The sequence below is a fragment of the Halobacillus sp. SY10 genome (genome assembly GCF_045401165.1).
Classification (GTDB): domain Bacteria; phylum Bacillota; class Bacilli; order Bacillales; family Halobacillaceae; genus Halobacillus; species Halobacillus aidingensis.
On sequence record NZ_CP174345.1, the window covers coordinates 3722163 to 3744150 of the forward strand.

21 protein-coding genes are annotated in these 21988 nt (G+C 46.5%); 6 read left to right on the plus strand and 15 right to left on the minus strand.

Annotated elements, in window-relative coordinates; translation table 11 throughout:
* The first annotated feature begins 84 nt into the window (after nt 1–84).
* Entirely contained in the window at nt 85–645 is a 561-nt protein-coding gene (locus tag ACJA3J_RS18835; RefSeq protein ID WP_406944985.1) for a transposase, read from the plus strand.
* 23 nt (nt 646–668) lie between these two features.
* Here ACJA3J_RS18835 and ACJA3J_RS18840 read toward each other — a convergent pair whose 3' ends face one another.
* The 5 genes from ACJA3J_RS18840 to ACJA3J_RS18860 all read right to left on the minus strand — a co-directional run bounded on the left by ACJA3J_RS18840 (nt 669) and on the right by ACJA3J_RS18860 (nt 5517).
* On the minus strand, nt 669–932 hold the full coding sequence (locus tag ACJA3J_RS18840) for an HPr family phosphocarrier protein (protein ID WP_406944986.1): 264 nt from the start codon (nt 930–932) through the stop codon (nt 669–671).
* Nucleotides 933–947: 15 nt separating this feature from the next.
* The gene (locus ACJA3J_RS18845; RefSeq protein WP_089652073.1) at nt 948–1844 is read right to left on the minus strand and encodes an AEC family transporter; all 897 of its coding nucleotides are present in this window, start codon (nt 1842–1844) and stop codon (nt 948–950) included.
* 731 nt (nt 1845–2575) lie between these two features.
* Nucleotides 2576–3856, minus strand: coding sequence for a TRAP transporter large permease (locus tag ACJA3J_RS18850; RefSeq protein WP_115823919.1), 1281 nt, complete (start codon nt 3854–3856; stop codon nt 2576–2578).
* On the minus strand, nt 3853–4392 hold the full coding sequence (locus ACJA3J_RS18855) for a TRAP transporter small permease (RefSeq protein ID WP_406944987.1): 540 nt from the start codon (nt 4390–4392) through the stop codon (nt 3853–3855). Before ACJA3J_RS18855 ends, ACJA3J_RS18850 begins: the two co-directional genes overlap by 4 nt.
* A gap of 75 nt (nt 4393–4467) precedes the next feature.
* Nucleotides 4468–5517, minus strand: coding sequence for a DctP family TRAP transporter solute-binding subunit (locus tag ACJA3J_RS18860; protein ID WP_406944988.1), 1050 nt, complete (start codon nt 5515–5517; stop codon nt 4468–4470).
* Between the two features lie 347 nt (nt 5518–5864).
* Here ACJA3J_RS18860 and ACJA3J_RS18865 point away from each other — a divergent pair, with 347 nt between their 5' ends.
* Together ACJA3J_RS18865 and ACJA3J_RS18870 are read left to right on the plus strand one after the other, a co-directional pair.
* Complete coding sequence (locus ACJA3J_RS18865) at nt 5865–6722, plus strand: MurR/RpiR family transcriptional regulator (RefSeq protein WP_089651991.1); 858 nt, start codon at nt 5865–5867, stop codon at nt 6720–6722.
* Nucleotides 6723–6736: 14 nt separating this feature from the next.
* Entirely contained in the window at nt 6737–8218 is a 1482-nt protein-coding gene (locus ACJA3J_RS18870; RefSeq protein WP_406944989.1) for a gluconokinase, read from the plus strand.
* Between the two features lie 69 nt (nt 8219–8287).
* Here the strand turns inward: ACJA3J_RS18870 and ACJA3J_RS18875 are convergent, their stop codons facing one another.
* The 5 genes from ACJA3J_RS18875 to ACJA3J_RS18895 all read right to left on the minus strand — a co-directional run bounded on the left by ACJA3J_RS18875 (nt 8288) and on the right by ACJA3J_RS18895 (nt 12037).
* On the minus strand, nt 8288–9949 hold the full coding sequence (locus ACJA3J_RS18875) for a sodium:solute symporter family protein (protein WP_406944990.1): 1662 nt from the start codon (nt 9947–9949) through the stop codon (nt 8288–8290).
* A 15-nt stretch (nt 9950–9964) separates the two neighbouring features.
* Nucleotides 9965–10261 (minus strand): DUF4212 domain-containing protein, encoded by a 297-nt coding sequence (locus tag ACJA3J_RS18880; RefSeq protein WP_115893352.1) that lies wholly within the window; start codon nt 10259–10261, stop codon nt 9965–9967.
* Between the two features lie 21 nt (nt 10262–10282).
* Nucleotides 10283–10468: a hypothetical protein gene (locus ACJA3J_RS18885; RefSeq protein WP_160911035.1), complete on the minus strand. Its 186-nt coding sequence runs from the start codon at nt 10466–10468 to the stop codon at nt 10283–10285.
* Nucleotides 10469–10795: 327 nt separating this feature from the next.
* Entirely contained in the window at nt 10796–11617 is an 822-nt protein-coding gene (locus ACJA3J_RS18890) for a peptidoglycan-binding protein (protein WP_406944991.1), read from the minus strand.
* Nucleotides 11618–11665: 48 nt separating this feature from the next.
* Nucleotides 11666–12037, minus strand: a complete 372-nt coding sequence (locus ACJA3J_RS18895) for a cytochrome-c oxidase (protein WP_406944992.1) — start codon at nt 12035–12037, stop codon at nt 11666–11668.
* Between the two features lie 116 nt (nt 12038–12153).
* Between ACJA3J_RS18895 and ACJA3J_RS18900 the strand changes: the two genes are divergently transcribed.
* A complete protein-coding gene (locus tag ACJA3J_RS18900; protein ID WP_089651998.1) occupies nt 12154–12873 on the plus strand; it encodes a DsbA family protein in 720 nt (239 codons plus the stop codon).
* Nucleotides 12874–12945: 72 nt separating this feature from the next.
* Here ACJA3J_RS18900 and ACJA3J_RS18905 read toward each other — a convergent pair whose 3' ends face one another.
* Both ACJA3J_RS18905 and ACJA3J_RS18910 read right to left on the minus strand, forming a co-directional pair.
* Nucleotides 12946–13398 (minus strand): hypothetical protein, encoded by a 453-nt coding sequence (locus ACJA3J_RS18905; RefSeq protein ID WP_115823928.1) that lies wholly within the window; start codon nt 13396–13398, stop codon nt 12946–12948.
* Between the two features lie 3 nt (nt 13399–13401).
* Entirely contained in the window at nt 13402–14211 is an 810-nt protein-coding gene (locus ACJA3J_RS18910) for a DUF3100 domain-containing protein (RefSeq protein WP_406944993.1), read from the minus strand.
* 150 nt (nt 14212–14361) lie between these two features.
* On the opposite strand from ACJA3J_RS18910, the gene ACJA3J_RS18915 reads away from it, so the two are divergent.
* A complete protein-coding gene (locus tag ACJA3J_RS18915; protein WP_406944994.1) occupies nt 14362–15783 on the plus strand; it encodes a hypothetical protein in 1422 nt (473 codons plus the stop codon).
* Nucleotides 15784–16030: 247 nt separating this feature from the next.
* Nucleotides 16031–17401, plus strand: coding sequence for an LVIVD repeat-containing protein (locus tag ACJA3J_RS18920; protein WP_089652002.1), 1371 nt, complete (start codon nt 16031–16033; stop codon nt 17399–17401).
* A 159-nt stretch (nt 17402–17560) separates the two neighbouring features.
* Here the strand turns inward: ACJA3J_RS18920 and ACJA3J_RS18925 are convergent, their stop codons facing one another.
* Genes ACJA3J_RS18925 through galT form a run of 3 tightly spaced genes read right to left on the minus strand, consistent with a single transcriptional unit; the run spans nt 17561 to nt 21987 of the window.
* Nucleotides 17561–19513 carry a beta-galactosidase gene (locus ACJA3J_RS18925; RefSeq protein WP_406944995.1) on the minus strand — a complete coding sequence of 651 codons (1953 nt, stop codon included), beginning with the start codon at nt 19511–19513 and terminating at the stop codon, nt 17561–17563.
* A complete protein-coding gene (locus ACJA3J_RS18930) occupies nt 19514–20464 on the minus strand; it encodes a DUF5107 domain-containing protein (protein WP_406944996.1) in 951 nt (316 codons plus the stop codon).
* Between the two features lie 14 nt (nt 20465–20478).
* Nucleotides 20479–21987 carry a UDP-glucose--hexose-1-phosphate uridylyltransferase gene (galT, locus tag ACJA3J_RS18935; RefSeq protein ID WP_406944997.1) on the minus strand — a complete coding sequence of 503 codons (1509 nt, stop codon included), beginning with the start codon at nt 21985–21987 and terminating at the stop codon, nt 20479–20481.
* Nucleotide 21988 lies beyond the last annotated feature (1 nt).

Genomic DNA, 21988 nt, shown 5'->3' on the forward strand with positions numbered 1-21988 from the left:
CAATATTTGGAAATGGTGCAGGAGTTTGAGTGCTTTTGTCGAATAAAGGAGAGGTGTGAATTTGAATGAGGAAGGATTGATGTTATGCGTAAACGTCGATGGTTTCCGAAAGCCTGGTACCATATTACGGCCAGAGGAAACCGAAAAGCAGATATTTTTTATGATGAGAAAGACAGGTATAAGTATTTAACCCTGTTGCAGGAAGCTAAGCTTTCCCATCCGTTCCACCTCCACTCTTTTTGCCTCATGTCCAACCACGTACACCTTCTCATCGAAACAATCGAACTTCCACCGGGTACCTTCATGAAAGATCTCCACTCCCAATACGCGATGTACTTCAACAAGAAATATGGCTATGTAGGTCATCTTTTCGAAGGCCCCTATAAAGCGAAACTTGAAAATGATGTGAATGCCGTGCTTCAAGTCAGCCGCTACATTCACTTGAATCCTTGCCGGGCACTCATCACCTTCCAGCCTGAAGACTACAAGTGGAGCAGTTACGCCCACTATTTATCCCCCAATCCTTATTACTCCGAGTTCGTTACAACCTCAACCATTCTGTCTTATTTCCAAGACGTGAAGCAGTATGAGTTTTTTGTTCAACTGGCAAATAAAGTAAGACCTGGTCACCCAAGTAATGGATGACCAGGTCTTACATAAAATCCCAATTAAGGCTGAAGGAAGGTTTCAACTTCTTCTAGGGCTTGGGCGGCATCGGGGCCTATGCAGATGACTTCAATTTCGTCGCCTTCTTGCAGCCTCAAGTTGATCAGTCCGAGGAAGCTTTTCAGGTTGGCTTCGTGCACGCTTCCCTGGACCACTTTCTTCAGAATGATTTCTGAATCGTAGCTCTGGATGATCTGGGACAGCTCCATAATTGTTTGGGTTTCTTTCATGTGTACCTTCACATCTTTGGATACTTTTTCGCTCATTTCTTTACTCCTCCTTTAAATGAATAGGTTCAATAGTATAGGAATGGTGACGATACTGAATAACGTCGTCACTAAAGTGATGCTTGAAACAAGGTCAGGCTTCGAGTTGAACTGGACGGCATAAATTGTCGTCGTTGCAGCCGATGGCATCGCAGCGGAAACAATCAGCACGGCGGCCATCATGTCACTCATCGGCAACACTAATGTCAAAACGAAGGCGATGAGTGGTGAACCGACAAGACGAAGAGTCGTTGCATAGGAAACTTTCGGCCATTCCAGGTTTCTCAATGGAATTCCTGCGAGCTGCATGCCGAGTACGACCATCACCATCGGAACCGTCGCGGCTGCAAGCAAGTCGATGCTGTTCATGAGGTTCTCAGGCACAGGCACTCCCCCAAGGTTCATCGGAAGTGCCACAAGTACTGCATACGTCGGCGGCATTTTCAAAACAGAAAGCAACGCCATTTTCAATCCAGATGTACCTTTAGCCGCATAGTACACGCCGAAAAAGTTCATAATGATCGCCTGAAGGACCATAAAGGAAACGGAGTAAACAAAGCCTTCTTCACCGAAAGCAAACAGAATGATCGGTACGCCGTAGTTCCCGGAATTCATGAACGCCGTCGATAAAATCAACCCGCTCTCCATGCTCTGATCGTAGTTTTTCACCTTACTGACAATCTTGTTGATCCCAAGAATGCTGAAAAGCAACAGTCCGGAGAAGACAAGCATCATCAAATATTCTCCATTCAAATCCGCTTCGTAAAATGTTTGGAAAACCAAACAGGGCAGCATCACATACAGCGCGATCGTCGATACAGATTTCACATCTAATTTAGCGATTTTTTGTATGGTAAAGCCAGCTCCGAAGATCAGAATAACCGGCAATACGACTTGGATGAATACACTCATAACAAAAGTACCGTTCGGCTGCGTCCCGCCATCCATTAGACAGCGTCCGCACCGCCTTTCTTTTTTAACTGATTGATTTCATTATACTAACTTTTCATTCTTCCACTATAGCTCCCGATTGTGGAAGACCCAGGTTCGAGACATTTAGTGAGGTGGATCGGGGCTGCGGGGGATGACTCGCTTTCCGCGGGAGCGCGGTGAGTCTCCTCAGGCTCACGCCTTGCGGGGTCTCACCAAGCACTCTTTTCCCGCAGGAGTCTCGCCATCCCCCTCCGCCCCTAAACCTATGAGATTCTCGACCCCCCTCCTGAATAAGTAGCTTTTTAGCATAAGGGAGGTGTAGGAATTTAAATATCCATGATCAGGAACACCAGTGGTGAGAGCTTGATATAGGGCGTTTTTTCTCGATAAATCAGTGGTTATGAGTAGACGCTCCATCAGTAAACGTGGGTTCGTTTCTCTTATTTTCAAATGGGATGGTTGGGAAGCTGCGAGACTCCCGTGGGAGAAGGAGATAGACGAGATCCCGCAGGGCGGTAGCCCGAGGAAGCTCGGCGCTCCCCCACAGGAAAGCGAGTTGCTTCCCAGCCACCCCTGACGCTCAACTCAGCAACGAACCCCAAAACATCTCAAACTCAAGTCTTATAACAATCCAGCCATAAACCGAAAAACCCCTTGCCTAAAAGCAAGGGATCTCGGGTGACGTACAAGGAGGGTCAGTCCTTTTTTCATCATTCAGCGAAGCTGATCAACCATAGAGATAACTCTGGAATAAACGTAATCATCAGTAACGAGAAGATCATCGCAAAAAAGTATGGGATGATCGCTCGGGACAGCTGTTCGATGGAGAGCCCGGAGATTCCGGATCCGACGAACAAGTTTACGCCAAGTGGTGGTGTAATGAAACCAATCGCCAGGTTCACGACCATGATGATTCCGAAGTGGATCGGATCGTAACCAAGGTTTACTGCAATCGGAAGCAGGATCGGCGTCAAGATGATGATTGCTGCCAGCGTATCCATGAAACATCCGACAATGAGCAGAAGCAATGTGATCAACAGAATAAGAATGATCTCATTTTCCGAAATAGACAACATGAAGTTGGCTACTTGTGTCGGGATCTGCTCGATCGTCAACAGACGACCGAAGGCTGTTGCGGACCCAACAATGATGAGGACAGTCGCTGTCGTCAAAGCAGAATCTGCGAAAATTTTCGGCATGTCTTTGATGCTGAGTTCACCGTATAGGAACAAGCCGGCAATCATACCGTACACAACAGCAATAACAGCTGCTTCTGTCGGTGTGAAAATTCCGCCGTAGATTCCACCCAGGATGATGACCGGGATGACAAGTGCCCATTTGGCTTCCCAGAATGTTTTTCCGATGTTTGCGAGGGACGTTTTCTCTGCCAGACCTTTATACCCTTGTTGTCTTGAATAAATGTACGCCCAAGCAAGAAGTGCTCCACCGACGATAAATCCTGGGATAATTCCTGCGATGAACATGTCTCCGATGGAAGCTCCACCTACAACTCCGTAGATGACCATCGGAATACTTGGAGGAATGATGACACCAATGGAACCTGCAGCAGCTACGGTAGCTGTCGCGAACTTTTTATCATATCCCTGTCTTACCATGGCAGGGATCATAATCCCACCGATGGCTGCAACGGTTGCCGGTCCGGAACCGGAAATCGCTGCAAAGAACATACATGTAACGATGGTCGCCATCGCAAATCCACCTGTTTTGTTACCAACGAGGGCGTTCGCGAAGTTGAACAGTCTTTCGGATATGCCGCCTTTCCCCATGATTTCACCGGCTAAGATGAAAAAGGGAACGGCCATTAATGGGAATGAGTCGACAGATGTGACGAGTTCCTTCATTAAAAACTGAACCGGAATGGCGCCAGTATAGAAGATGGTCGCAAGTGTCGATAATCCGAGAGCGATTCCAATCGGTACACTAAGCAAAAGGAAGAGGGCGAATGTCCCGAATAATACGATTGTTGTCATGATTCATCCTCTCCTTCCTGCTTCTGCATACGATCGCGTTCATCGTCGACATCGAGTTCTTTTTTACCAATCAACATTTTGATCTGCACAATCAAGTTTTGTACGAGACGGATCGCTGTTAGGGCAAATCCGACTGGTGTCGCCATGTAAACAAGTCCCATCGGTATATGTAAGGCCGGTGACTGCTGGCCGAACGATAGTAACTGGGAAGCAATGCTGTAGCCATTGACGACAACATACAAACTGAAAACTAAGAATAGTAGATTCGCAATGATCGCGAGCAATAATTTTGCTTTTCCTTTAAGTAAAAGCAGCATGACGTCTACTTTGATATGACGCTGCTTCTTCACTCCGTAACTGATTCCGATATACACTAACCAAATGAAGCAGTACCGTCCGAGTTCCTCTGACCAGGACAATGAATTTCCCGACACACGCATCGCGACTTGCAGGAAAATGACACTGACCATGATGGTCGAGAAAATGACGAGCAATACTTCTTCAAATCTGCGGTCGATCGCTAGAATGATGTTCATTTTCTTCACCTCAACTGACCCTGAATGGAGAAGAATACGCTGCAGTCCCGCTACAGCGTACTCTCTGTCATTCTATTATTTTTGCGCTTCTTCAATTGCTTTGTAAACTTGGTCTACTGTTTCTTCACCGATCTTGCTCTTGTAATCTTCAATGACAGGAGCTACAGCATCGACCATTTCCTGGCGAGCTTCATCTGAGATTTCTGTGTACTCCATGCCTTCTTCTTGAAGCTGTTTCAAATACTTTTCGTTCGCTTCACGGTTCAACTTACGCTCATGCTTACCTGCTTCTACCGCTGCATCTTTTACAATCTTCTGCTGATCTTCTGTCAAACCATCATAGAAAGATTTGCTCATCAAGAATACGAATGGGCTGTAGATGTGGTGTGTGTTTGATACGTGATTTTGAACTTCATAGAACTTTTGCAAGTAGATGGTTGCATAAGGGTTTTCCTGACCGTCAACCGTACCTTGCTGCATCGCTGTGAACAATTCTGTGAATGCCATTGGTGTAGGGTTTGCTCCTAGTGCCTTGAAGGCATCCAGGTGCAGATCGTTTTCCATTGTACGGATTTTCAAACCATCAAAGTCATCAACGGATGCTACCGCACGCTCACTGTTTGTAAGGTCACGGAAACCATTTTCCCAATATGCCAACCCGACAAGGTTCTGTTCTTCCAGTTTTCCAAGCAATTCTTGTCCAACTTCACCGTCTAATACTTCGTCCGCTACTTGTTCGTTAGGGAAAAGGAACGGGATGTCGAATACGCTGAATTCTGGTACAAAGTTCGCTAGTGGTGCTGTAGATGGAACAACCACTTCCTGTGTACCAAGCTGAAGCGCTTCCGTCATGGAACGGTCGTCACCTAGCTGACCACTGTGATATGTATCTACTTTAATCGCGCCGTCTGTTTTCTCTTCAACAATTTCCTTAAACTTCAATAGACCTTTGTACTGAGGGTGATCACTGTTCAGACCGATACCGGCTTTAATCGTTTTTGTTTCGCCGCTGTCACCTGAAGCGCTTTCACCATCGCCACTGCTGGACTCTGCTCCGCCGTTACCACAAGCAGCTAATACTGTAATCAAAAGGACCATCGACAATAAACCAAATAATTTCTTCATGTTCTACCTCTCCCCTTGTATATAAAATTTTTTTCACAAAGCTTGCGTGCATCCCGTCTTCCTAGTAACCGCTTTCAACAAAAAGCCAAAAAACAGGAATCGATTCCATAGAAAATAACTTTCATTTGATCAAGTTCCACCCGTCCCCTAATAGAAGCGCTTTCAAAGATTACCTAAAAAAAAAGCTGTGGAAAACTCTGAAAATTATTTTCTGTAATTACGATTATACAATAAATCTTTTTTAGTTCAATAGTTTTTTAGAAAAAAATTTCGCCGACCCGAATCTTTCTTTTGAAATAAATTTCATATACAATAAGAGAAAGTGGAAATTCGAAGGAGGAATCCCTATGATTGAAGCTCCCACGAAACACGTCATTAGCAGAATCCGTTCTTCTTATTCACAGTTCAGTGAAAAAGAAAAACTGATCGCTGATTACATTTTAGAAAATACAGAAGACATCGTTCACTCTACCATTAACCAGGTCGCGGATGATCTTATGGTCGCGGATGCAACCGTTTTCAGATTTTGTAAGCGCTTAGGTTTTAAAGGTTATCAGGCGATGAAGATTGCTTTAGCATCAGAAATCGTCAATCCGATTCAGGATATCCATGAAAAGATATCTGAAGAAGACACGGACTTTGAAATTACTGAAAAAGTATTTCAAGCGAATATCCGAGCGCTCGAAACATCACGTGATGTCCAAAACCCGCTTTCATTAAAAAAAGCGATGGAATATCTGGTCGAAGCCGATCGGGTGTTCTTTTTCGGAAGTGGTGGCTCGAACATCCTTGCTATGGATGCTCAGCACAAGTTTATGCGGACAGGAATGGAAGCGTATGCATATCCGGACACGCACTTGCAGTTGATGTCTGCCTCTCAAATGAGAGAAACGGATGTGGCGGTCGTCATTTCCCATACCGGATCGAACCAGGATATTCTTGATATTGTCGATGTCGCGAAGGAAAACAATGTGAAGATTATCGCCATTACGAACTTCGCTAAATCTCCACTGACAAAAGTGGTCGATTTGTCTTTATACACCGTCGCAGAGGAAACGGAATTCCGTTCGGAAGCCCTCGCTTCAAGGATCGCCGGTCTCTCGCTGATCGACTCGCTTTTTGTCAATTATAGTGTGAAAATGAAGGAACAAGCGCAGACCGCTACGCAGCGCATGCGTGATGCGATATCAAGGAAGCGTGTGTAGAAAGGAAGTTTAAGATGAGTTATGTGATTGGATTAGATCTTGGAACGACGAGTGCGAAATCCGTCGTCTTTCATAAAAATGGAGAGGTTGCTGCTGAATACGAAGTGGCCTATCCTCTCTCCCACCCTGTCGTCGGCCACGCCGAACAGGACCCGCTTCAAATGGAACAAGCCGCACTTGAAGCGTTGAGTTTGAGTACACGATCCATCGAACGAGAGGACATTGTCGGTGTGGGAATCTCTGCTGCCATGCATTCTCTCATTTGTATGGATGAAAAAGGAGCGCCTCTATCGCCGTCAATGATTTGGGCGGATGCACGCAGTGCTGATGAAGCATCCACATTGAAGGAAAACCATCCCGATGTGTATAGGCGCACAGGAACACCGCTTCATCCGATGTCTCCATTATCAAAACTACTATGGATGAAAAATAACCACTACGAACCCCTGCATAAGGCGGATTACTTTGTTTCTGTGAAAGAATTTTTGTTGTATCGCTGGTTCAGGGAAAAAGTGGTCGACTATTCGATTGCTGCAGCCACTGGTCTTTTCAACATTCACGAACACGAGTGGGATGAAGAAACACTGGCCCTTGCAGGCATTCGCCGCGAGCAGCTTTTCCAACCGGTCGAACCTACATATGTAATGAAAGGCATGAGTGCGGAGTCCGCTGAAAAGTCTGGTCTGGATGCCGGAACTCCTTTTGTCATCGGCGGAAGTGATGGACCTTTGGCGAACCTTGGAATTGGTGCAATTCAACCAGGCGAGACAGCGATAACCATTGGCACGAGTGGAGCGATCCGTCAATTTTCCAGTGAACCGCTACTTGATGATCAACAGGAAGTGTTCTCTTACAGCTTCACCAATGATTTGTGGATTACCGGCGGACCGTCCAATAATGGCGGCCTTGTGTTGAAATGGGTTCAACAAATATTTTCCGATGAGGAAGAAATTCCAATGGAAGAGCTGAATTATCTAGCAAGTAAAGTAGAAGCTGGTGCGGGAAATTTAATTTTTCTTCCCTACTTGAACGGGGAGCGCGCGCCGTTCTGGAATGCGGAAGCGAAAGGATCTTTCATCGGACTGACGCCTGCTCACGGAAAGGGTCATATGACGAGAGCCGCGATGGAAGGCGTACTATTTTCCATTTTACATATTGGAAGTGCCCTGGAGCGCCTCGGCAACAAGCACTACAAAATTTACGCAAGCGGCGGATTTGCCCGTTCAGAAATGTGGGTTCAGATGCTCGCAGACATTTTCAACAAGCGGATCGATATCCCGGTGAGTCACCAAAGTTCCGCATGGGGAGCCGCGTGGGTAGCTCTCTATAGCCTTGGCCATGTGGACAGCTTAGCATCCATTAAATCCTCCATTCCAATGAAGGAACAGTATGAACCGAACGCTGAAAATCATGAGAAATACAAAGCCCTCTTTGAAGTGTACGAGTCCCTTTCAGGCAAACTGCAAACCGACTTCGAAAAACTTCACCGTATGTAATATGTAAATAAATGGTGTACCAGGTCATCCAATATTTGGATGACCTGGTACACCTATTTTTTCCATTATTTATTTGACGTTTTCTTTGAGCCAGTATTCTCCGTCTTTGTATTCGATTTGTTCTGGGTAGCGGAGGTCTGTGACTTCATCCTGGGTTTGTTTGGATGGTGGTGCAGTCATGAGGGAGACAACAACGTTCGCTAAAATAGCGGCTGTCGCTCCGAAGACTCCGGCACCTGTATCGATGATTCCAAGGATAGTAAATCCTCCATATTTTGCTGCAAAAATGTATCCAAGGGTCACGGAAAGTCCGACAACCAAACCGGCAATAACCCCAGGCCCATTGGCCCGCTTCCACCATACCCCGAGAAGCAGGGCCGGGAAGAACGATCCCGATGCTAAGGCGAAAGCCCATGCAACGATTTGCGTGATGGCACCTGGCGGGTTCAAAGCGATCAAACCTGCGGCTACAGTAGCAAGGACGATCGACCAGCGTCCGACAGCGAGACGTTTTTTCTCACTCGCATTCGGATTGATGGAGCGGAAATAAATGTCGTGGGACAAGGCTGCGGAGATGGCGATCATTAAACCACCGGCCGTCGATAAGGCAGCCGCCATCGCACCGGCAGCCATCAAACCGATGACGAAAATGCCAAGGTTCGCGATCTCTGGTGTTGCCATGACAACAATATCATTACTGATGACGAGTTCTGACCATTGCAGCACGCCATCACTATTATTGTCCGCAAGAGAAAGCCGTCCGGTATCGACCCAGGCTTGTGTCCAGGCGGGTAGATTGTTCAATTGTGATCCAGCTACTTCCGTCATCAAGATGAAACGGGAAAAAGCAGCATAAGCAGGAGCGGACAAATAGAGTAATCCAATGAATAGCAAAGCCCAAGCTCCACTCCAGCGAGCGGCTTTCATCGTCGCTACCGTATAGAAACGGACGATGACGTGTGGCAAACCAGCTGTTCCCGCCGTCAGTGTGAACATCAGGGCGATGAACTGCCATTTCGATCCTTCTGTAAATGGAACGATGTATTCAGAAATGCCCAACTCCTGATCAATCGTACGCATTTCCGAAACGACGTCCCCGTAAGAAATCCAAGGTACAGGGTTCTGCGTCAGCTGCAGCGACATGAAGATAACCGGAATCAAATACGCGATGATTAATACCAAGTATTGTGCGACCTGTGTCCAGGTGATCCCTTTCATACCACCCATCGCTGAGTAAAAGGCGATCAGCACAACGCCAATCAATGTCCCGATCACGGTGTCGATTTCGAACAGACGCCCGATAACCACGCCCGATCCGGACAGTTGTCCTACAGAATAGGTGAAGCTGATTATGATCGTTGCTACAGCGGCAATCAATCGAGCGGTGTTGCTGCGGTAACGGTCTCCGATGAATTCTGGCACCGTGTACCGTCCATATTTTCTTAACTGTGGAGCTAAAAGGAACGTAAGCAGCAAATAACCGCCTGTCCATCCCATAATGTATGCGAGTCCATCATATCCAAGAATCATGACCGTACCGGCGAGCCCGATGAATGAAGCCGCACTCATCCAATCCGCTCCAATGGCCATGCCATTGTAAACGGGCGGTACCCCGCGGCCGGCAACGTAGAAATCTGATGTAGCCCTTGCTTTATTGTAGACAGCGATACCTATGTACAGAGCAAAAGTAGCGACAATTAAAGCAAGGGAGACTATAAACTGTACGTCCATATTTCTCCCCCTATCTTATTGGTTAACTGCTTGATTTTGACCGGAATCTTCTTTTGGAATTAAACCGAATTTTTTATCGACGACATCACTGATGATGGCATTGAAGAAAAGGAGTGCAATAAAGGTAACAATGGCTCCTTGGGCTCCCATGTAATAAGGAAGGGGAATGCCCATCACTGTAAAGGACTGAAGGCTTTCGGCGAAAAGAACAACACCGAAAGATACGATTGCCCCAATGGCGAGATAGATGATAATCAAAGTCGTACGTAAACGGAAATACGCTTTCGCCTTCTGTGGATCCATCTTTTTCACAACGGTTCACCTCCCTTCGAATTATCCCCTTAAGTTAAAAATGAATTGTACTGTTTCCCAGAACGGCATCGGAACCATAATGATCTTGGTAAGTGCGACACCAAAGAGCGCAATGAACGGAACCGCCAGTAAGAAAGGCCGCTTCTTTTTCAGTGCGAAAACAACAGAAAGTACGGTTATGACAGATAGAATAATCGGAATCAGCAACGACTCTACCCTCCTTTATGTAAGCGTTAACATAAGTGCGTAAAAATTTTTGAGAATATTTAGATTAAACTGAATATTACAACTTGTATTATTCTAAAATTCTCATTATTTGTCAACAGGTACGATATGACTAGACAAGTTTCGAGGATTTGTGTGATGATCCAACTCATTTGTGTGAAGTTTTCGTGAGTTTGATTGATTTCTAAGCTACTTTGAATGATTCTTTCTCGAGGTTGATTGATTTCTACGCTACTTTGAGCGATTTTCGCTTGAGTTTGATCGATTTCCACACTTATCTGAGCGATTCTTTTAAAAAAGACCAGCATCCTACGAGGGATGCTGGTTACCGAACATCTTGCGCCACGTGTTTGGTCCGACGACCCCGTCCACTTTAAGACGGTGCTGTTGTTGGAAGGCACAGACGGCAGCTTCTGTTAATGGGCCGAAGTGGCCGTCATCCTTTGTGCCCACTACTCGTTGGATTCGTTGGACCACGGACCCTTTGGAGCCGAAGTGAACGGGATAGCCGGGATAGGTGCGTGCGTGGAGTCTGTTTGTGGTCAACGGGCCTGCGCTCCCGTCTACTTCCAACCCTTCCTGATGTTGAAAAGCGATGATCGCTTGTTTTGTTCGCGGTCCATAAATGCCATCAATCGGTCCGGGTTGGTAGCCTAATTTCTGCAGCTTTGTTTGAAGATCACGGACATTCTGGGATTTTTCCGGCCATTCGAGATGGGCATAATCTTTGAAGCTCGACCAGTCCCCACCCCACTGAAAACCGAGAGACTTAGCGATATCAGCTACGTGGCGCCAATCCTGATTCACCGTCCAGAGCGCTTTTTTTCCATCTGAACTGACGAGGAAAAAGTCGACCGCCCGACCGCTGTGATGATTGCTTTTTCCGGGTTTAGCATAGGTAACGATGTTGCCGCTATGTCCATACCTTTTCCCGTTCCAATAATAGTCCGGGCGGCCTTGTCCATACAGGTGAGCCTGTTCTTCATACGTGCGATGACCGGAGGAGATTTGAACAAAAATCCCATCCTTATAAGCTTGCTTGATCATTTTCCACGCGTTTTCTTTCACAATCGGTTGAACGCTCCCCATTTTGTTCAGGCTGCGTTGTTTCAACGTGTCTACAGTAATCATTAAAAATCCCTCCATGCTTCTATAATCGAAACGGAGAGGGATTTGGTGTCAGGAAGCTTTCAAGTTTTTCAACACATTGAAGACGAAGGAAAAAATACCGAGGGATGTCACCGTTGCTCCGGTTGCCACAAGCGGCAGTAAGGCTTCATTTTTAAAAACGACGACGAAAAATAAGCCGAGCATCATTAACGGAAGACCGATGTTATGAAGCCAGAAATGAATTTTTCCCGATAACGATTTCGCAAGGATAGGAAAAGTATGATATAAAATACCTGCAAGCGTGAGGGCGGTCCATCCGAGTAAATTGATGTGGACGTGAACCGGTGTGAGCGCATAGTCATGCGCACTCGACATGTAATAACCAATCGCGACTCCTATGGCAAAATAGACGGCTGAAATTTTAATCAACGTAATCCCCATAAAGTCCAACCTCCTTTTTTCCCATATATACGCTGAATTGGTCTCAAACAGAATCATGGAATTCCGTCGTTGGGCATCGTAAAATGGAAGGGAATCTAATGAAGAGGTGAACGTCAATGAAAATAGAAATTTGGTCAGATTTCGTCTGTCCTTTTTGTTATATCGGAAAACGCAGGTTAGAAGAAGCATTGGAACATTTTCCGGGCAAACAGGTGGATGTCGTCTATAAAAGCTTTGAACTTGACCCGAATGCCGAGCGCAACATGGGAAGAAACATGCATGAGAAACTTGCCGCTAAATATGGCCGGTCTTTGGAAGAAGCGCGTGAGATGACGCAGAACATGACCGAGCAGGCGAAGATGGTCGGTCTTGATTTCCGCTTTGATTCAGTCGTACCGACGAACACGTTCGATGCTCATCGAGTATCTCAATTAGCCAATGAAAAAGGATTAGGCAAAGCTTTTGCTGAACGCTTTTTCAAGGCGGTTCTGACGGATGGCAAAGATATCGGCGATCATGAAACGATTACAACGCTCGCGGTAGAAGTAGGACTCGACCGTGATGTCGTGGCTTCTGTCCTTGAGGGGGCGGATTATTCGGAAGCGGTTCGCCGTGAAGAAGCAGAAGCACAGCAAATCGGCGTCCAGGGCGTACCGTTTTTTGTCATCAACCGGAAATACGCCGTCTCTGGCGCTCAGCCGACGGAAGTGTTCGTTCAAGGGCTTGAAAAAGCTTTTGCAGAGGAAGAACAGACACCTGCTTTTGAGGATTTATCTAGTGAGAGCGGAGCGGCTTGTACAGAAGATGGCTGTGAAGTGCCTGGGGAAAATAAATAGGAAGAAAGCCGCGGGGGTTCCGCGGCTTTTTTTGTTGAATCAGGTTAAATCGTTGCTTACTTGAGTTAGGCGTTATATGATTCCCTGGAACGTTAAAATGGCTTCAGCGATGAGTGCGGAACCTAAAAATGTGCCAAGCATGACACAAACCGCGACCACGATGCTGCGCCATCCGAGTTTGACAAAGTCTGTCCAGGAGCGGCCGATCGCGATTCCTGCATAAGCGAGGATCGGTGTCGTGAGTGCAAGCAGCTCCACCTCACTTGTTGCGGAAACGATATACTCAGATCCCGGCATCCACGGCATAGAAAGGAGCACGCCGACGAGTGCCACGTAAGCGATACTTGGCAGTGAACCTGGAAGGACGTCACCTAAGATTAATCCAACGAGGCAAATACCGATGAGAATAAGCATTCCAGGTACAGCACTGGTTGGTAGGATTTCATAGCCGATCCAGTTTCCAGCAAGCGCAACCACTCCAAAAATCCCCAACAGCAAAACCCATTCTTGTATATTTTTCAGCATCGTTTACGCCCCTTTCCTTACACTTGTGTTGTTTTTCTTCTTTGTCATGAATTGATATAAACGTTCCGTAAGTGGCAGGCCGATAAAGATGCTCATATACAACCCTGTCGATAAGGATAAAAGGTTACTGGCCCCTGCAAAGGCGAGGATATCATTTTCCATTCCCGGAAAGGCCGCAACGAGGGATCCACTGGCGGCTGCCATCATACTTCCGCTCCCGATTCCAGAAGCCATTGCGAAAGATAACGGGTGGAGCGGTGTCCACGTAGCAAGAAAACCTGAGATCAGCCCCATAAATACAGCTCCGAACACGGTCCCGAATATGTAAATCGCCATGACTCCGCGCCCTTCAGGTGAGTTGAATCCATACTTGTCCATAATCAATCCTACGTTCGGCTCACGCGCGACCGAGTGGGCCATCCCGATGCTTTCGCGTTTCAGCCCCAGCCAGACGGCTACAGGCAAGGCAATTAAAATCGTCCCGAGGTTTCCGAATTCCTGCAAGAGTAAAGCAGGGCCCGCTTCAATGATCTGCGGAAGCGACGGACCGATGATGACACCAATTTTCGCAATGAGGACCGTGACTCCAAGCACGATGAGCGGTTCCGCATTTTTCGACTGTTTCTCTTTGATCACTGGTGTGAAAAATAAAGCAAGACCAATAATGATGGCATAAAGCATCGGTAATAAAAGAACGACACCAGGACCGACATTGAAGGAGTGTGTACCGATCGTTTCCGTTAGTAAGACGATGGCGAGTACAATGGCATGCAGCCTCCAATCTTTCCAAATGTTCGTCAGTTGTTGTTTCATCGATGATCCCCCCTAAAAAAATAAATAATACTAATCATTATAATGTTCAGAAAATTTATTTCAAGGTCAATTTTTGACAAAAAGAGAGCCCTCCCGGTTCACCCCTCCAGAACTGATTGAATAGCCTATGTAAAAAGAGGAGGCATTTTTATGGAATTGACAATGTCTCATTGGATTTACGGGTTATTCACACTTCTCATCATCTTGACGATGATTTTCCGTAAAGGGGTCGTGCTCCCCACTTTACTCGGTACTTTTTTGGTCGCCTGGATGTTTAATGGAAGTTTGATCAGCGGGTTTGTCGGTGTTTTCAATGCCAACCTTGTGGCGGCAAAAGAATTGTTCAATATCTTTTTGATCATCACCTTTATGGTCGCCCTGCTGCGTTCTTTGAAAGATCTCGGGGCAGATACAAGGATGATCCAGCCGATTCAAAAAGTGATGATCAATAGTCATGTATCGTTTTTCATTCTCGTTGGGGTCACTTATGTCGTCTCGCTTTTCTTCTGGCCGACTCCTGCCGTTCCGCTCATTTGCGCACTCCTTGTACCTGCTGCCATCCGTACGGGGCTGCCTGCGATGGTGGCGGCGATGGCTGTGGCGCTTGCCGGACAGGGAATGGCGTTGTCTTCGGACTACATCATCCAAGTGGCTCCTGAGCTCTCTGCAAAATCAGCTGGGATCGATACGGGCAGCGTCATGGACCAGGCATTGCTTTTGTCATTGGTTACAGGTTTTGTCGCCATCGGCCTCGCCTACCTTTTCAATAGGAAAAGTTTCCGTACCAAAGATGACCCTCAGAACCAACAGGAAATTGTTCAGATGCAAGGGCTCAAAGAAACAGAAGAAACGACAAGCTCTCGCGTTCATGTCTGGAGTAAAGTTTTTGCCGTTCTCGTCCCGCTTTCCATGCTTGCCGTAATGATTTATATGGTTTCGACCAAGCTCGGCTCAGGACGAATGGGTGGATTTGAAGGAGGAAACGGAGCGGATTTTATCGGAGGCGTCGCCGTTGTTTTATTGTTGCTTTCCAGTGTTGCATTCGGAAAGCAGAAAGCACTCGATGATGTGAGTGAGCATATTACGGAAGGGTTCGTTTTTGCCTTTAAAGCGATGGGGCCCGTGATTCCGATTGCCGGTTTCTTTTTTCTTGGCAGTGGTGATTTTGCCAAAAATATTCTTGTCCTTCCTGCTGAATCGACTCCTCCCTTCTTGTTCGACCTTGTCCAATCAAGCCAGGATTATTTGCCACAGAGCGCCTTTTTGACCGCGTTTAGTATTTTGATCATCGGAATCATTACCGGATTGGATGGCTCCGGTTTCTCAGGACTTCCGCTTACCGGTGCGTTATCTGCCTCACTCGCAAACGGAACGATCGACGCTTCGACCCTCGCTGCCATCGGACAGATGGGATCCATCTGGACAGGAGGCGGGACTATCATCGCCTGGTCCTCCTTGATCGCGATCGCCGGATTCTGCGGCGTCCCCGTTATGGAGCTTGTGCGGAAAAACTTCTTCCCCGTCATCCTCGGATTAGTCGTCTCCACTATCGTTGCTTTACTGTTGCTTTGATTTCCTTTTTTTGGTGTACCAGGTCATCCATAATATGGATGACCTGGTACACCAAATTTTGTCAATCACCCTTTTCTCCTCAATTATACTTTTGGTTTGTATTTCTTTAGACACACGTAGGATTTGAGAATCAGGATAGATATCCTATGGACTACCTGTTCATTTGATTCATTTTTCTGAATATTAATGAAATTATTTCCTTGACATGCTATATTTTGGTAAGTATTTCATTAGAGGGGGAAATTTGATGAATAAAAAACACATCGTTCTCAGTTCAGCTATGGCTGGGCTTCTTGTCTTTTCTGCTACACCGACGACGTTTGCCCATGATATGTTTGATGATGCCTTTGTAGAGAAAGGGCAGGAGGGATCTCAAGCGCTTAATGAGATTCCTGTTTTGGAAGGGACGAAAAACGTGGGGAACTGGAACGAAGTCGGTTCTGCGCAGTTGAAAAAATATGACGGAGTACAAAATAATACCGCTGACGTATATGCTTATGACGGCTATGCATATGTTGGTACACATACAAAGAACGGCGGCGAAGGAGGCGTTCGTATCTTTGACTTGAAAGACCCATCCAATCCTGTTGAAATCGCCAAGTTTGCCGATGACATTCCGGGAACATGGCAGGAGAAGGTCATCGTTAAAAAAGTGAACACGAAAGAATTCAAAGGCGATCTTGCTGTCGTAAGTGTCCAACAGCTTAACCGCAGCAACCCTGACTCTAAGGGAGGTTTTCTTTTGTATGATGTATCGAATCCTGAGTCCCCTGAAAAACTTGGTTTCTGGGAAATGGACAAGCGTGTGCCGGGTACCCATGAACTTTATCTGACAGTGAAAGAAGGAAAGCCTTTCGTGTTAGCAGCAAATCCATATGCGGATCTCTTAACACACGGAGAAGAGAAAGATTTTGCTTTAGTTGATGTCAGTGATCCTTCTGCTCCGAAAACGATTTATGAATTTGATCCGCGTATTCTTCCTGAAGTCGATGAAGACTTTGATGGATACAACTGGAATTCTCCTGATGGAAAAACACGACCTGTCTTCAACCACAGTACGATGACGGATAACAATGGAGATACCGCCCTTCTTTCCTTCTGGGATCTCGGTACGATCATTCTCGATATCTCTGATCCTTACAACGTGAAGTTTGAAGGTCGGACAGACTACGCCCCTGACGTCCAGGGTTCTGCACACTCCGCTGCCCTTGCGAAAGGTGGGAATGTGCTGATTGAGACACGCGAAGTGTACAACCCTACGAAAGAAGGCTATGAAGAATCCTACGGCTACACTAGAATTTTTGATATTAAAGATAAGCAGAATCCTAAGCTGTTGAGTACATTCAAAACAGAGCTCGTCGATGATGTGGAAGATGGTATAACCTTCGCTAACACCGTCCATGATCCAAAAGTTCATGGCAACACCTTGTATCTTTCCCACTATGCGGGAGGAATCCGTGCGGTGGATATCACGGATCCTAGCAATCCGGAGCAGGTTGGTGTTTATAATCCAGCAGGCGGTTATTTCTGGGGAACGTTCGTTGATCGCAACTACGTCCTTGGCTCTGACATGAATCAAGGATTGAAAGTTTTGCAAAAGAATAACAGCGATAAGTAAACCATAGAGCCTCTCGTTTATACGAGAGGCTTTTATCAACCAAAATTACGATATATCAATTAAAATCTACATATATCAACCAAACTCCTAATATATCGGCCAAATCAAAAATATATCAATCAAACTAAAAAAGTGCAGGAGCTCTCTCCTGCACTTTCTCTATCCCTTCACAATTCTACTTTCAAATGGACCCAGCTTTTCATTACCATACGACTTTTCCTTATCGCTGTGATTCATCAAGAATAGGTAGGAATCTCCACCGATATGACGGCGGTATACTTCCACATCAAGCTCGGACTCAATCGTTTCGATGCCGCAGTCACTCGTCACATCCTGAGCAATTTTCTCCAAGGCCTCTTCACTCAAGCCCCCGCCGACGTAGTAGACGTTTCCTTTTCCAAACGTGTTCTTCGTCACGGCTGCATATTCTTTGTAAAATTGATCCTGATACGAATAAAGCGTTTCTGCTTGTTCAGGAACGAGGAGATCGCGCCAGACGGAAATAGACGCTGGTACCTCAGCGAACGATCCTTCCCCTTGCAATTCAAGCTGATGCGCGGCTGTTAAGGATTCGATTTCCTCGACGCGAGCACCGATCAGATCGCGGACTGGACCTGGCAGAACTTCACCGAGTCGGATATTATTGTCCTTACCTTTCAATCCTGCACGATAGGAAAAGATGACGGTTCCGCCTTCTTCAGCGAAGATACGGAGACGACTGGCGAGCGCATCGTCCATCAGCTGCATGACAGGGACCAGTACGACTTTGTATGTACTCAGATCACGGCTGGCCGGGATGACGTCGATGTTCGTGTTTTTACGGTAAAACGGACGATACAAACGAAGCAATTCTTCGTTGAAGTCGAAGTCTTTGCTTTGGATTTGTGAACGCCATGACCAGATGTTGTCGTAATCATAGAGAACTGCAACGTCAGACTTGATTTCAGCATTCAACAGCTCTTCATGCTCTTTGATTTCGTCAAAAAGAAACTGCACCTCTTTATATTTGCGTCCATATACGTTGTCATGATCAACGACACCGTAGCAAAACTGCTCAGCGCCTTTCGTCATGCCACGCCAACGGAAATAGAGCATGTTGGAACAGCCGTGCGCGAATGCTTGATACGACCACATTTTCGCCTGATTCGGTCGTGGCAGATAGCCGATGACATCATGGCCCTGGGCTCCCATCAGTTCTTCGACGATCCAATAGTTTTGATCAAGCAAGCCACGGTTGAAATCATGCGTCATCGCAATAGCTTCTGGAGGGATCGGTTTTTCGAGGCCGCCCCACACCGGGTAATTATCATAAGATACGAAGTCCATTGGCTTCACATTTTCCTCGTGGTCGAACCATTTATCGAAAAATCCACCGGACACGTTTGTCGTAACGGTTTGATGGCTTCCTTTGTGCTCCTTCACAATCGCTGTCATTTCGTGGGTGAACCCGTTGACAGAAGCGGAACGGAAGCGTGCCCACTCCATTTTCAATGTTGGATTGTGAGTTGTCACGGTTGGCTTCGGTACCGGGATTTCAGAAAAGTCGTTGTACGTCTGTCCCCAGAAAATTGTTCCCCACTCGTCATTCAGCTGATCCACGCTTTCGTATTTGTTTCCCAAATACTGATGGAAAGCGCCATGACACTGGTCGCAGAAGCACATGTCACTTCCTTCATGACCGAATTCATTGTCAATCTGCCAGGAGACGATCGCTTCTTCGTTCTTATAGTGCTGAACAAGTTTTTTCGTAATCCCCGCCGCGTATTGACGGTATTTATCTGAGTTGAAACAGTATTGACGGCGACCGCCGAACACCCTCGTGTTACCGTTTTCATTTTCGGATAAAATCGAAGGGTGTTTTTGAGCGAGCCAGGCTGGGAATGTCGCTGTCGGTGTCCCGAACATGACATCCAGGCCGTTCTGTTTCGCTTTTTCAATCACACGATCGAAGTAGGAAAAGTCAAAAGCACCTTCCTCTTTTTCCATGAGATGCCACGCAAACTCTCCAATTCGGATGATGTTCGCGCCCATGTCTTTGATGCCTTGAAGGTCTTCATCCATCATTTCTTCCGGCCAGTGTTCCGGATAGTAATCGACACCTAAATACGTCATTTATAAGCCTCCTGTCTCGATGTTCAATGTCCACGTATAAGAGCCGTGGGCCGGGATGTAAGATACTTTGCCGATTTTTTCAGCAAGATACACATCGTCGTATACGCCTGTGCAAGGTTCCAAGGCGATATTATGCTCACCACGGTAGCCGCCGCGCGTTTTCCAAACGCCGAGATACGGCACTTTTTTTTCTGGAAAACGATACGTCAATTTTCTGTTCAAGTTGGGCTGGACGAGCGAGCACCATCCTTTAGAAAGTGGCTCTGTGAAATAAAATTTCTCTGCCGTCCCTTCTTCCATCGGCTCAAGCCCGCTGAGGTCGATCGTGTTTCCTGTTTTCTCTGACTTCGTTTCCGGATAAGCGTGTGTCGTTCCCCAGTCGCCGAGGTGCTGGGATCCTTTTTCCACGTTCATGACTTGCTTCAAGTCTTCCGGTACTTCGATGGCTGTGTGTTCATCAAGATTGAGCAATGCATGCGGCGTCCAAATGAACGGAAAAGGCTCATCACTTTTGTTGATCGCTTCATATTTGATCGTGACTCCATCGCCATGCAGGCAGATTTTCTTTCTCAATGCATAAGGAAATTCTGGACTGTGGACCTCAAGCGAAACCCCATCATAGGTCGCTTTATATTCCCATGGAAGCGTCCATACTTCACCATGATCGGGAATCTCCTTCCAGTCTGTCGGATGAGGGCCCTTGTCGATCCCAGGAAACATTTCGTCAAAACCACTAGAATCATACTTGGAAAAATCCGCTCCGTACGGCGGGGTTTCGAGATTCGGACGATTCGTCTGATACAGCCATTCATAATCGGCTTCTTTATCAAAAAAGCTGACCATCTTCCCTCCGTATCCCGGTAGGATCACCGCTCTTACACTCTCATTTTCCAGTACAACGGCATCCAGACTCTTGAATTTTGTCTTCTGGTACGTACAAACATCGACCATTGGTCACCGCCTCCTTAACCTAATTGTTTCATGAAACGCCGGAACGCTTCCTTCCCTTCTTCTGTACGTTTGAACACCCCTGCATGTTCCAAAACTGTAGAAAATCGTTTGCCGATTTCTTTCTGCATTTGTTCCCAAACCGCTTGTTCTGATGTTGTGTTCCAATTGATCTCTTTCGCCCACGGCACGTGTTTCGCGACAGCTCCATCATTAGCCGCAGCGTCTAACTTTTCTTCTTTGATGAAACGGCTCAACTGCTCCATTTCATCAACCAATCGTCCTGGAAGCACGGCGAGACCCATGACTTCAATTAGACCGATATTTTCTTTTTTAATATGATGCACTTCTTCATGAGGATGGAAGATTCCCAGCGGATGGTATTCGTTCGTCCGGTTATTTCTAAGGACGAGATCAAGCTCATAATGCCCATTTCTGTAGCGGGCAATCGGGGTCACCGTGTTATGAGGTTCGCCCTCCGTTTCTGCATAAACTTCCACTTTTTCATCAGAATAGTTTCGCCATGACTGCAAAATGACGTCTCCGAGTTCAGATACACGGTAGCGGTCCTCGCCACTTATACGAATGACAGACATCGGCCAGCGGACAATGCCAGCCTTTACATCTTTGAATCTTGGAATATCGAACGTTTCTTCCACTGGTGCTTTCGCCATTGGGAATTCATGGTGACCGCCCTGAAAATGATCATGACTTAAAATCGACCCTCCGACGAAAGGCAGATCTGCGTTCGAGCCGACAAAATAGTGAGGCAGCTGATCCGTGAAATCGAGGAGACGATCAAAGCCTTCCTTGGAGATCTTCATCGGACGGTGTTCCCGTGATAAAACGATCGCATGCTCGTTGTAGTACACATACGGAGAATACTGCAGGAACCAGTGCTCGCCTTCGAGATCGACAGGGATAATCCTATGATTGTCTCTAGCCGGGTGGTCGAGCCTGCCGGCGTACCCGACATTTTCTTTACATAGCAGACAATCCGGATAAGACGCTTGTTTCTTCGCTTTCGCAGCTGCGATTGCTTTTGGATCTTTTTCAGGCTTTGATAGATTGATCGTAATCTCTAAATCTCCATATTCCGTCTGGCTGTACCAGTGCTTGTTTTTAGCAATGCGGTCTGTGCGGATGTAATGGGAGTTCTTGGATAGTTGATAAAAGTAATCCGTCGCTGCTTCCGGTCCTTCTTTTTCAAATTTGTAGTAGAAGTCCCGGTTCACCTCCGATGGGCGCGGGACGAGGATATCCATGATTTTCGCGTCAAAGAGGTCCCGGTCCGTGATGGTATCTTCCTCGATGATTCTTTTTTCAACCGCATAAGAAAGCATTCGTTCAAGGATGGCGACAGGAGTAGTGTAGTCTTCGTCTTCATGAGAAACTTCCACGGAAGCGCCTTCAAGTTTGAACAAATGAAATAAACGGTTCCGGACATAATCGACATCCCATACCGAGATCATTTTTTTGTGCAGCCCATACTGAATGAGATGTTCAATGTCTTGATAAATCGTCATA